The following is an 11,832-nucleotide window of genomic DNA, read 5'->3' on the forward strand; positions in this document are numbered from 1 at the left end:
CCGGTTAGTATGATTCCGAAATAACGGAGGGAATCATGCGGATTATAATTTCAGCCATTCTGGCCTTGTTGCTTGCTGCGTGCGGTGGGTTGAAGCCCGGGGCCATATCGGTAAATGAAAAATTGCCGGCAATGGATTACAACAGCATCAGCAATCAGTATTCCGAGAGGCATACGCAGATTGCGGTACAAGGCGTGGTCGGCGGCGAAGATGTCTTAACTGTTTGGATGGATTCGTACAGGCCTAGTGATAGCTATTTCCAAAAGGTAATGTTTTCCAAGGATAAAATCGCTGCGTACACAAAATTGATTGATAAGTACCTTGAATGGTCGGATTTGGCAAAGCAGCGCGGCGACATGCTGGATAAAAAAATAGGATCAGAGTGGGGCCAGCCAGGAATGCGCAATAATTTTTCAATTTTCAGCGGTTCACCTGATAAACAGCTTTTGGTGATAACTCCTTGCATGTCAATGGGATGTGGAGATAAGGCGAGGCCACAATACTATGACCGGGACGGAGCGATTCAGCTTCGTCAGCTGCTCGTAAAATTCTATAACGATAAGTTGAAGATTACCGATGATTCGGTTTACCAATAGTGTCCCGCTCGGAATGCTGGTTTTCCTGATTGCGCCAGCACTTACCGCATGCAAATTATCTTGGGAAATGCCGGACGCAAGTAAATACATTCACGCTCAGGCAAAACAGGTTCCCGCCTACGCTGTGGGAACCTGGACGGGCGGGATGGGACCATTCGTGATGACCATGCAGGTGGATGCCGGCGGCACAGCGGTGATCTGCCACTCTTCGGGCCATAAAGAGGCTACAGGCAAGGCCAAGCATAAGGATGGCGTTTTTTATTTTTCTGATGGCGGCTATGCAGAGTTAAGGCAGGGTGCATCAGGAGAGCCAGAGTTGGTTTTGTCGGGGGATGATAACTTGCTATCTCAACTCCGAGAGGATTCAAGTCTCACCCTAGCAACCCCGTATTGCGCCAAGTTTTTCACGGAATTAGACGCCCAGTAACAGACTCAACCCCAAGAAACCCGCTACGGCGGGTTTTTTTATGCCTGGAGAAAACATGGCAGTAATCATCTACACGGCAAAGCGCGGCCTTGTTGCTGGGCATACTGCCGGCCAGCCCTATGAGCTGGAAGTGGGCATTGAGGGGGTTTCTCCAAGCTTCAATCGTGAGGAAAACACGCTCACCACGCTGTCTGGCAAGGACTTCACCACCTTCTACCGCATCGAGGAGCGGGACAGCTTCAGCACGGTGGCCATTAATGATGTGACGCTGCTTGCCCAGCTGCGTGAGTTCGTTATGTCCGTTGCAGCTGGTGAGCCCTTCACCATGGACCTAATGGGCGATCCAGGCAGCCCAGTGGCCCCGGTCAGCTACAGATTGCGCGGCAACCCCAGCAAGCGCCTGGTTAACTCCGCCGGTTTCTACTCCTACTCATGGCAAGTGAAGGTATTCGATGAGAACGCATAACAGCGCCTTTGGCACGCTGAATAATGGTGATGTGCGTGAGCCGCGTTTTGTTATCGAGTTCGACTTTGGCGACGGGGATTATCACTACTTCACCAGCCATGAGGTGGATGGGCTTGCCGGCGCCAATGTGACCGATGGCGTGCTGACCCGCGTGGACAGCACCAGCCAGAAGCTGGACCCGGACAAGGCCAACAGCAAAATCGGCTCGATGACCGTTCGCATTGCGGATGAGGGTCTGACCGAGCTGCAGCAGGCCAAGCTGAACGACGACAAAGGCTTGCGTGGAAAGCGTGTGCGTTATTACGCGGGTTTCTTGGGCATCCCGTGGTCGTCTTTCGCCCTGGTGCAGACGCAACTGATCCAGGGTGCCTCTTACAAGGAGCTGGAATACACCTTCAAGTGCGCTGACATCCAGCGGCAGATGCGTGATGACATCTTCGTCCTGAAGGAAACCACGCTCAGCAAGACCCTGGAGGCTGGCGCCACTGAAATTGAGCTGTATTCCGTCAATGGCCTGCAGCTGGTCAAGCAGCCTGTGAGCCCGTCCGGGCGGACGCTGGCCAGCGGTAAAAGCATCTGCCTGGTGCGACTGGAGGGTGAAAATGACGCCTTTGAAATCGCCATGGCGGAGGAAGTGGACGAAAGCACCAACACGCTGAAGCAGGTGACCCGTGGCGTTCTGGGCACCACGCCGCTGACTATTGAGGTAGATCCAGACGAAAAGCGCGACAACGCGCCCAAGGTCACAGAATACGTCTACTTGGACATGCCAGCGCCGATGCTGGCCTATGCGCTGCTGACTGGCTCAATTTACGGCTATCCCGGCGAATACCTGCCAGATCACTGGCACATGGGCGTTGGTGCTGAGTTTATCCGCACGTCCGAGTACCTGAACATTGGGGCGGACCTGTGGGATCTGGATAGCTTCGATGACGGGCTTTCTGCCTTGGTATCTGGGGTAGAGAAGGAGAGCGGTAAAAAGTTCATCGAAGAGCAGATTTTCCGCATGATGGGCTGTTACGCGCCTATCTACTCGGATGGCCAGATTGGTCTGCGCCGGATGACGCTGATCCCTTCGCAGAGCGGCTACGTTCGCGAGCTGAACGAGGATCATGTTCTGTCCCCGGCAACCCTGACCCATGACATGGGCGGGATGATCAACGACATTCTGGTCTACTGGAACTGGAACCAACGCAAAGAGGCTTACACCCGCGTAAACCGGCTGCTGGATTCGGGCTCTATCGAGCGTAACGGTCAATCGGAAACCCTTGAGATTGAATTCCGTGCCCTGAGTGCCGAGCGCCACACCTACACGACCATCAAGAACATTCTGGACAGCTTGCGGGATCGATACGCAGGGCCACCGCTTCGCCTGTCGCTAGACCTTTCCCCCGAAAACAACGTGCTGGAAGTGGGCGATATTGTCCGCGTGAATCTGGGCGGCATTAAGGACTACAGCACCGATCAGGTGGACGTGACCCTGAACCGTAACTTCGAGGTTCAGCAAGTCAAAGTGGACTGGCAGACCGGCAAGGTAACGGTTGACCTGTTTGGCTCCAGCCAGCGGGCCAGCGAATTACCGGTGGACCAGTTTGGGTCAGCGTTGCCGCTGAGCTGGTATCAGAGCGAAGGCACAGAAATCAGCGCGGCCAACTTCCCTGGTGCCGTGGTGGAGAGTGCCGGCGAACGCCACATCACGGCTGACATTACCCTGGATGGCCATGCTTCGATTTCCGACGACACGGCCATTTACTGGTGCCCGGAGGATCTGACCATTGATGGGGGCGTTACCGTCACCCTCACCAAAAACGTGCAGCTTCGTGTGGCTGGTTACTTCCAAAACAACGGCACGCTGGACGGTCGTGGCCAGGGCCAGCCGGGTGGGGCTGGTGTTGATGAGATCACTACAGACCCGTTTTATCAGGCTCAATACTTTAAGTGGGATACAGACAACAAGGGCCTGCCCGGGTATCTCCGAGCAGAATCATTGCCGCAAGCTGACGGGTTAATTACCCAGGCGAGCAATTTTGAGAATTACCGCTGGTATTACCGCTCCTACACCCCGAACCCTTATATCCAAATTATTGACTTCGATTTGCCGGGCTCGTTTGTTGATTTGGAGCCAGTTGGAGGCTTGGTGGTCAGTGCTGCGCGGACGGCACTGGAGGTGTCAGACGGTCAGCTGAAGGGGTTACCTGGCTATCTGTGGGGCGGCAGCGGGCACGGTGGCGGCGCTCTTTCCAAAATCCGGTCACCGCAGCTTCATCCTGGTGAGGGAATGCTTTACCTTGGCCCCGGTTCTGATGGCGGAAACTCCGGTGCCGGCCTCGCTATAATTTGCCGAGGCTTTGCTATTGGTGAAAACGGCCTGATTGATCTATCAGGTGGCGATGCGGAAACCCCGCCGAATTACTATCAGGCCAACAGCTGGTCGCGCGCCTATCCTGGCACTGGCGCCCCGGGCGGACCCGGTGCCCTCTACTTTGTCATGGATGGCGAAACGGCCATTCCCGGCGACCTGACGGAATCAAACTTCCACGCATTTTATGGTGAAGCAGAGGTTCCAGGTTATCAGGGTACCCGTGGAGGCAATGGCTTGGGCTTTATGGGGGCTACACTCCCGGGCGTTTATTCATTTTATGAAGGGTACAGCAACGAAATTGTTTCCCCGCTTTATAGCCCGCAGCCCACCCCGCTTAACGTGTGGCAGTCTGCCTATGTGGTCCATCAGCTTACTGGCACCATCGCGGTCACCCCGGACATTCCTGAAGAAACCGAAAACCCTGCATCGGTCACTATTGCCGAACTGACCAACACCCCACGCAGCGCCAATGCCAATCTGTCCACGATTGAGGTGGCGATAGAGCCGCCGGGCGTGAGCAGCTACAAGTACGCCGTGGTGGAATACCGCGAGAAGGGTGACACGGGCTGGTTTGAAGTCGGTCCGGCTTCTCCTGAAGTGGGCTTTGTCGTGCCCAGCGACGGGAAAACCTACGAAATCCGCGCCCGTGGCGTTTCGCTTGCGGGCAATGTTGTGCCTGATGCCCCGATCCAAGAGATCACCACAACCAAGGTGCTGAATGCGGAGCCGGGCGATGAGGACGTGGATGATGTGGTGGAGGTGCCCAACGTCCACGGGCTTGAGTTGTTCGAGCAGGGCAATGATGCCGTTTTTGGTGGCCGTGACGCCAAGTTCGTGTGGCGCAAGACCAGCGTAACGGAATGGCTGGAAATGGGCAGCGAGGGTCAGCTTGGTGCCTCTCGTGGCTCACTGGATCTGTACTTCAAGGACTACCAGGTGGAAGTCTGGGCGGATGGCTCTCTGGTGCGCACGGAGTGGGTGGTTGATCCCGCTTTCGTCTACACCTACGAGAAGAACGCCGAAGACTATGCCCGAGAGCAGGGCCAGGCGGGCGCGTGGCGTGCGTTTGAGTGCCGCGTGTACTGCCGGGGCCGCCAGAACCAACTCAGCGCACAGGCCGCGAAATTGCCCGTGGAGAACGTGGCGCCAGAATTGCCCGATGCAGTCATTGTGTCGGCCGGGTTCCGTTCTTTGCAGATCGATTATGACGCGCCTGATGATCTGGATTACAAAGAAACACGGGTATGGCTGAGCCAGACCTCAGGCTTTACGCCGGGGCCTGCGAATCAAGTGGCGCAAGCCTATGGCGGGCCTGTTGTCATTTCTGGCCTGGTGGACAACACGGAATATTACCTGAGGTTTGCGACCTATGACGCATTCGGACAGGGGGATATGTCCGCTGAGTATGCCGTACTCACACAGCAACTGACCGTCGGGGATCTGCCAGATCTGGAAACCGACATTGACCAGATTGAGGCGGATGTTTCCCTGTTGACCACGCAGGTGGCCGCTCAAGCCGATGAGCTGGACCAGCACTCTGCGGATTTGGCTCAACATTCGACCGAGCTGGCGGACCACGCTTCCGACCTCGCGCAGAATGCGCAAGATATTGCTGGCAACATCACGGCAATCGGGGCCTTGGATACTCGGGTAACGGATGCAGAAACCGGCATTTCGTCCAACAGCTCCGCGATCACTGGCCTCGATAGCCGTGCTACGGATAATGAAGGGGACATCAGCGCCAACGCCAGCGCGATTACCCAGTTACAGACTGACGTTACCGACGCGGAAAACGGTGTTACCGCCAACAGTTCAGCCATTGATGGTTTGGACACTCGGGTTACCGCCAATGAAGGCGGAATTACCGCTGTTGCCTCAGACGTCACAGCGCTCCAAACCGGCCTGAGTGATGCCGAGGCGGATATTGGCGCAAATGCTTCGGCAATCGATTCCCTGGATACGCGAGTAACGGATGCAGAAGGAGAAGTTTCGGCCAACGCGACGGCGATCACTCAGGTAGAGGCCGACCTTTCCAATACCCAAACGGATGTCTCTGGGAATAGTTCGGCTATCGATGCTCTTGATACCCGCGTAACCACCAATGAAGGTGAAATCACAACCGCTTCCAGCGCCATCACCAACCTTGAGACGGGGCTAACAGATGCAGAGGGGGATATTTCTGCAAATAGCTCTGCTATCGATACTCTGGATACGCGGGTTACCAGTGCTGAAGGTATAGTCAGCACACACACGAGCCAGATTACCGATCTGGAAACCGATGTCAGCAGTGCCCAGGGCGAGATCAGCACTAACACATCGGCCATCGATGGTTTGGACACCCGTGTTACGGATAACGAAGGGGATATTTCTGCACAGGCAGGGCAGGTCACTCAGCTTGAGTCCGATGTTACTGACCTGCAGGGCGAGACAGCGACTAATGCGACGGCGATTGACGGCCTCTCCACCCGAGTTGATGACAACGAGGACGGTCTAGCTGCGCAGGCCTCGGATATTACTGCTCTATACAGCAGTGTGGCTCGGGCTGACACACTGATATTTCGCCAGGCATCAGAGCCAACCACTGCGGATCTTGAGAATAATGACCCTCAGGCGCCAACCCTCAGCCTGAATTTCATTAACCAGGAGTTTCTGGTCTACGGAATCCCGGACGGGTCGGTATGGTTTCACACGGGCGAAGGTAACAAACCATACGTTTATGAGGGCGGGTCCTGGGTTGATACACAGGACCAGCTCACGCTCACCAATGCCACGGCAATCCAGACACTCGATACTCGGGTAACCGATACCGAAGATGCCACCACGGCCAACGCAACTGCCATCACGCAACTGGAAGCAGGCCTCACTGATGCGGAAGCTGGTGTCACCGCAAACTCTGGGGCAATTGATTCGCTGGATACCAGGGTGACCAGTGCAGAGGGCGAAATCAGTGCGAACAGCACGGCCATCACTTCTCTGGATACAGACCTAACCGACGCGGAAACAGGCATTAGTGCAAATGCCAGCGCGGTGGATTCCTTGGATACGCGGGTAACCAGTGCCGAAGGATCGATCAGCGCTCAGGCTACCGATATTTCCACCTTATCCACCACCGTGGATGGCCACACTGCCAGCATCAGCCAGCAAGCCTCCAGTATTGACGGCATTGAGGCGAAATACGTGCTTCAGGTGGACGGTAACGGGAAGGTAACAGGCATCGAGCTGGCCAGCGGTGCTGGTGGTAGTTCAATGATCGTGCAGGCCGACACTTTTGCGATTATACCTTCTGGTGGCACTCCTATTTCGGTAACCCCGCTCGAGGGGCTTAACGTAACCCCAGAAAAAATGGGTTACTTCGACGGGTTAAATTGGACCTCTTACATCGATTCCGCTGGGGGGTTCTATTTTGGCGATGGTGGCGACCAGTATTTTAAGAAAGACGGTGCTGAGCTATCGATTGGTATTGATACAGTATTCAATGGCCTTGACTCCTTTAACGGCAAGAAACTGTTTATCCACACCTTTTTTTGTCAGTCCTACATCCCGGCAGCCAAGCGACCGGCAACCGGTTCTGCTGTAGCGGATTGGACCGCTAGAGGCTTTAAATTGGAGGTGGTATCCGACTCGCCAGGCAACGCGGAGATGTATCACCACCTGCCAGAGATCGCGGAACTTGGGAAAGATGTGACCCTGATCAATCGATTCAGGGCTAAGGCGGGCATCGGGCAGAATTCCATTTCAAATGGGAGCTACAGTCCTGGTGATGTTTTTTCCAGTGTCGCTACGGTCGATTTCTTTGATGGCATCGTTAGCATTAAACGGACCACTGTTTGGGAGTATGACAGCCCTGATTCCCCCACAGGCGGAAAGCGAAAGCGAACAATTACTCTCGAAGTGAGCGTTATTGTTGACTACTTGGGCACTGTAGAAACACGCACGGTATACAGCAACGTCGCGGTGTTCCGCTACACGGCAACATTCGACAGCTTCCCTATCCCGGCCCGTTATCTTGTGGATGTCGATATTGCTGGCGATTCTCTTACGGTCACCGATAACGATCTGTTTGATGAAACCTTCACTATTGACTACACCGGTAGGGCTTCGGATTTCCTCGCCCCCAGCCTCTACTCCCCTGGTACAGGCATAGAAGAGTACCCACAGCTGCGAGCTGAGCTGGATTGCGCTGGCACTAACCGCCAGGGCAATGCAGCGATTCTTGTCACTGATTTTGCCTTTGTAGAAATTTAACCCTCTTGGGTGAATGCTCCACCAAATCCAATGAAAAGATCGTCTATCAGTTCCAAGACAAATGTAATCAGGAGAAATGTAATGGGTATTATCAAAGCAGTTATCGACAAGCAAACCAACATGGAAGCCAGCTACTGGATTCCAAACAGTGTCCAACAGAAGTTGGTGAGCGAGCAGAGCGTGGTCACCATGCAGGGATTTAAGGACAAAGACTCTCATGAAGCAGGGTGTAAAGGCTTTGCTGTAATTTCCGTGAATGTGTCTGCAATTGCCGCCGGCAAGAACGCGGAAGAAATCGGGAAATGGTGCTGCCAGGCACTTGTGAACAACGAAGGGAACCCCTTTACCGGCGGTGAGATCGCGTAGGTTTTCTGTCCTGCGACCACTCAACATTCCATAGAAGTCAACAATACAGGGCGGCATAGCATGCAATACAAAGCAGGCACTGCCACGGTGGTGAGCGGCAGCGAGGCTGTCTCTGGAACAGAGACGCAGTGGCTTTCGAACGTTCAGCCGGGTGACAGTTTCGTTATGGCGGGCGTGGGTCTGGTCTATGACGTGGCCAGCGTGGACAGTGACACCCAGCTGACCCTGACCGCGCCATACGGCGGCACTGGCAAGACAGGTGCCTATGCTGTTCAGCGTGACTTCACCTCCGATGGCATCCCAGAAATGGCTCAGGGTGACATTGAGACGGCGGCGATCTTCACCCGAGCAATGCGGAAGTTGCAGGGGCTGCTGGGCCAGCTTGGCGGCGTTGCCGGAACCGGCGCAACGATCTATCCAAGCATTGCCGCCGGGAAGGCTGGCACAAGCGACACCGAATACTTCTGGGTGTCCGATAGCGGCACCTTGAAGCTGTACCAGAATCAAACCGGAACGGGCGTAGAGCAGGGCGAATACCCAAACAGCACAACCCTACAGGAAGCGGTGGATGCCCTTGCGGGTTATGAAGAAAGGGTGCTGGCGTTAATCCAGTCCCTGCACGGTGATCTTGGCTCACTCCGCCTTGATTTTATTAACCAATCCTACGTTGTAGAGGGCTCATAAAATGACCTTAGCAACCCGCAAGTTTGAAGACATAATTACATTCTCCCGCGCCAGCGCTGCAACCTACTGGGATGCAAATGGAGTGTTGCAGACAGCTGCTGTTGATGAGCCGCGCCTTGATCACGACCCACTAACCGGGACGCCCCTTGGGATCCTCATTGAGGAGCAGCGAACAAACGAAATATTCGTTTCAGATGGGCAAGCATCTGATTACGCAACAAAAGACAATGTCTCCGATGCCAACGGACCAGTTCCATGGCTTTCCAATGGCATTCTTTTCGACAACCAAGGTGGCACCGTAGTCTCATTCGCTTACAGAGATTCGTCGAATCACACACCATTCGTACAAGGTGATGTTGTGGTTATGATCGCTGTAATCAGAATGGCTGACGGGGGGGAGCCGGTTGTCGCGTCTGGATCTGGAGATGGATCAGGAGACTTTGTTCCCTTAATGAATACAGGCACAGCCGGCCCGACTATAGACCTTAAACCTTTGGGAGATGGGGGATGGATCTTAACTGCCATCGCATCGGTGCCTGGAAGCCCCAGCAACAGATATGGACTGGTAAAATACGCAGGGAACTCGAATAAAAGCTTCACTGCTCAAGTGATTCAGCTTGAAAAAGGACTCTATCCCACCAGTTATATTCCAACATCAGGAGGGGCAGCAACTCGATCAAGAGATGTTGCCAGGGCCGAAGGTGCCCAAGACTGGCTTCTAGAATCAGAATTCACAGCGCTTATTAAATGCAAGCCAGTAATGAAGGGCGCGGCGGGCTCACCTTTTTTGCTTACCGATGGCGGCAATCGACGCATTTTCTACCGGGCTGGCGGCGTTGAGGTGAATGTATCTTCATATGATGGCAGTACAATTGTAAGCGGCCCATCAGGTCTTTCTCTAGGAGAGGATAATAAGCTGGGCTTTTCTGTAAGGCCAGACTCACAGGTGGTTATCGCTATTAACGGAACGAGTGCGACTCGTCTGGCGCCAAACGGTCTTTCCTTCTCTTCCTTCAATGTTCTGGATTTATTCGCCACCGAATCGGGCTGGATTTCCAGCCTGCAAGTATTCAAGCATGCTATGGATGCAGAAGAACTTGAGGGATTAACATCATGAGCGACTTTTATTTGAGGGCTGAAAGTGAAGCTCAATTTCTTCAGGCGCTTGTGACGGCCGAGCTGACTTACTCTGACGGGAGCCCGACTATCGCTGGCGTCGGCTGGGCCATGGATATTATAGGAGCTATTCATGCTCCAACGGGCGAAATAGCTGAAGACGAAGGAGGGCATCAGTACCCCATCATGCAGCCAGTGCCGGGCTATCACGCCAACTACAGGGGCGACGAGCTGCCGGAGGCCTTGGCACAGTTTGAAATACCGGCCCCTGATAACCCCGTTCGCGTTTGGGCGTGAGCCCGCCGCAAATCGCTGACACGTCTGTCGCTGGCTGAAACGGAGATCTCTTGCCGGCGGCGGGCAGGGTTAATATCTCATGCGTCTACCCTGGCGCCTGTCAGCCATTTCCTCAGTTGCCGAGAGCCATGTATTAACCGAGCGTCATCTGCCGGAAACTTTCCTCTCAATCTCCGTGCCTGCCGGTGCCCAGATAATGCCCTGGCCAGCTGCCTGGCACAGAATTGCCCAAGCAGTATAGGGAATAGGACTTTGCCCGCCTGTCCAACGGCGAACTGTCCGCCCTGACTCAATGCCCAGGAGGCTGGCTGCCTGGCTGCCGCTGAGGCCAGCTTTCGTCAATATGGCCCGGATCTCATCAGCAGTAGGCTGCTCCCAGCCTTCGGCGAAAGGTCGCAGAGTAGCGGGCCGGATCGGGTTGGCTCCGTAAGTGGCTCTTTCTTCCATTTCAATTCTCCCGGTAGGGGTGGGCTGCTTAAAGCAGCCCGCGTTCAGCGAATGAGGTGTAACCCTCCGTGCCCACGACCATGTGGTCAATTACCCGAACATCTACCAAGGTCAGAGCCTCAATCAGGCGACGGGTAATGGCTTTGTCTGCCTCGCTGGGCTCGACGCTGCCGGACGGATGGTTGTGGCAGAGGATGGCAGCAGAGGCGTTTTTCGCCAGAGCAGCCTTCACGACTTCGCGGGGGTAGACCGCAGCGGCATCAATGGTACCGCGAAACATAACCTCCAGATCGATGACTGAGTGCTTGTTGTTCAGCCACAGCACGGCGAACACTTCATGCTCGAGCATTGCGAAGTTGAGGCGCAGGTACTGAGCAGCAGATGCAGGAGAGCTGATGTTTTCAGCGGTGTTGATCTTGGATTCCAGAATGGAAATCGCTTGATCGATGATGGCCTGTTCGGCCTGAGAAAGGGTAAAGCTCATCGGATGACTCCGGTTTTTGACCTTGGCGATTTGCCCGGCCTTCGAGTGTTAATATAGGGCATTATGCCCTATTTGGCAATAAGGAGACGCATTTTTTTGAGGGTGTAGAGAGTGGAAAAATCCATCTCACAAACGGTTTAGGACGGTAGCAAAATCAACAAGTTATAAAAGAAAAAATAAAAAAGCGTGAGATGCTGGAAATGGCTTAACTTTTTGATTATATTGCCGTTTCGCCTTTGCGGGTGTAGTTCAATGGTAGAACGGCAGCTTCCCAAGCTGCATACGAGAGTTCGATTCTCTTCACCCGCTCCAGACATAAAAAAAACCGCCTTTTGGCGGTTT

The 11,832-nt window shown here is 54.4% G+C and carries 9 protein-coding genes and 1 tRNA gene; 9 read left to right on the forward strand and 1 reads right to left on the reverse strand.

The window, feature by feature from the left end:
- Positions 1-35: 35 nt before the first annotated feature.
- The 8 genes from AXW11_RS09745 to AXW11_RS09780 all read left to right on the forward strand — a co-directional run bounded on the left by AXW11_RS09745 (position 36) and on the right by AXW11_RS09780 (position 10,559).
- Positions 36-596 (forward strand): hypothetical protein, encoded by a 561-nt coding sequence (locus AXW11_RS09745; protein WP_286792209.1) that lies wholly within the window; start codon positions 36-38, stop codon positions 594-596.
- A complete protein-coding gene (locus tag AXW11_RS09750; protein ID WP_286792210.1) occupies positions 577-1,023 on the forward strand; it encodes a J517_1871 family lipoprotein in 447 nt (148 codons plus the stop codon). The genes AXW11_RS09745 and AXW11_RS09750 overlap by 20 nt, the downstream gene beginning before the upstream one ends.
- Before the next feature lie 55 nt (positions 1,024-1,078).
- Positions 1,079-1,489: a hypothetical protein gene (locus tag AXW11_RS09755; protein ID WP_286792211.1), complete on the forward strand. Its 411-nt coding sequence runs from the start codon at positions 1,079-1,081 to the stop codon at positions 1,487-1,489.
- Positions 1,476-8,096 (forward strand): hypothetical protein, encoded by a 6,621-nt coding sequence (locus AXW11_RS09760; protein ID WP_286792212.1) that lies wholly within the window; start codon positions 1,476-1,478, stop codon positions 8,094-8,096. The genes AXW11_RS09755 and AXW11_RS09760 overlap by 14 nt, the downstream gene beginning before the upstream one ends.
- Positions 8,097-8,177: 81 nt before the next feature.
- Positions 8,178-8,462, forward strand: a complete 285-nt coding sequence (locus AXW11_RS09765; protein WP_286792214.1) for a hypothetical protein — start codon at positions 8,178-8,180, stop codon at positions 8,460-8,462.
- A 60-nt stretch (positions 8,463-8,522) separates the two neighbouring features.
- The gene (locus AXW11_RS09770; protein ID WP_286792215.1) at positions 8,523-9,146 is read left to right on the forward strand and encodes a hypothetical protein; all 624 of its coding nucleotides are present in this window, start codon (positions 8,523-8,525) and stop codon (positions 9,144-9,146) included.
- 1 nt (position 9,147) lies between these two features.
- On the forward strand, positions 9,148-10,263 hold the full coding sequence (locus AXW11_RS09775; RefSeq protein ID WP_286792216.1) for a phage head spike fiber domain-containing protein: 1,116 nt from the start codon (positions 9,148-9,150) through the stop codon (positions 10,261-10,263).
- A complete protein-coding gene (locus tag AXW11_RS09780; protein ID WP_286792218.1) occupies positions 10,260-10,559 on the forward strand; it encodes a hypothetical protein in 300 nt (99 codons plus the stop codon). The genes AXW11_RS09775 and AXW11_RS09780 overlap by 4 nt, the downstream gene beginning before the upstream one ends.
- 475 nt (positions 10,560-11,034) lie before the next feature.
- On the opposite strand, the gene radC is transcribed toward AXW11_RS09780, so the two are convergent.
- Complete coding sequence (radC, locus tag AXW11_RS09790; protein ID WP_286792220.1) at positions 11,035-11,490, reverse strand: RadC family protein; 456 nt, start codon at positions 11,488-11,490, stop codon at positions 11,035-11,037.
- Positions 11,491-11,728: 238 nt separating this feature from the next.
- Here radC and AXW11_RS09795 point away from each other — a divergent pair.
- Positions 11,729-11,802, forward strand: a tRNA-Gly gene (locus AXW11_RS09795).
- The last annotated feature ends 30 nt before the right edge of the window (positions 11,803-11,832 follow it).

It is taken from the genome of Marinobacter sp. Hex_13 (assembly GCF_001566815.1).
GTDB lineage: Bacteria > Pseudomonadota > Gammaproteobacteria > Pseudomonadales > Oleiphilaceae > Marinobacter > Marinobacter salarius.

Bases quoted from the DNA above. Each gene is read 5' to 3' on its own strand.
- AXW11_RS09760 (WP_286792212.1), top strand. From the start codon at position 1,476: ATGAGAACGCATAACAGCGCCTTTGGCACGCTGAATAATGGTGATGTG.
- AXW11_RS09755 (WP_286792211.1), top strand. From the start codon at position 1,079: ATGGCAGTAATCATCTACACGGCAAAGCGCGGCCTTGTTGCTGGGCAT.
- AXW11_RS09780 (WP_286792218.1), top strand. From the start codon at position 10,260: ATGAGCGACTTTTATTTGAGGGCTGAAAGTGAAGCTCAATTTCTTCAG.
- AXW11_RS09775 (WP_286792216.1), top strand. From the start codon at position 9,148: ATGACCTTAGCAACCCGCAAGTTTGAAGACATAATTACATTCTCCCGC.
- radC (WP_286792220.1), bottom strand. From the start codon at position 11,490: ATGAGCTTTACCCTTTCTCAGGCCGAACAGGCCATCATCGATCAAGCG.
- AXW11_RS09750 (WP_286792210.1), top strand. From the start codon at position 577: ATGATTCGGTTTACCAATAGTGTCCCGCTCGGAATGCTGGTTTTCCTG.
- AXW11_RS09765 (WP_286792214.1), top strand. From the start codon at position 8,178: ATGGGTATTATCAAAGCAGTTATCGACAAGCAAACCAACATGGAAGCC.
- AXW11_RS09770 (WP_286792215.1), top strand. From the start codon at position 8,523: ATGCAATACAAAGCAGGCACTGCCACGGTGGTGAGCGGCAGCGAGGCT.
- AXW11_RS09745 (WP_286792209.1), top strand. From the start codon at position 36: ATGCGGATTATAATTTCAGCCATTCTGGCCTTGTTGCTTGCTGCGTGC.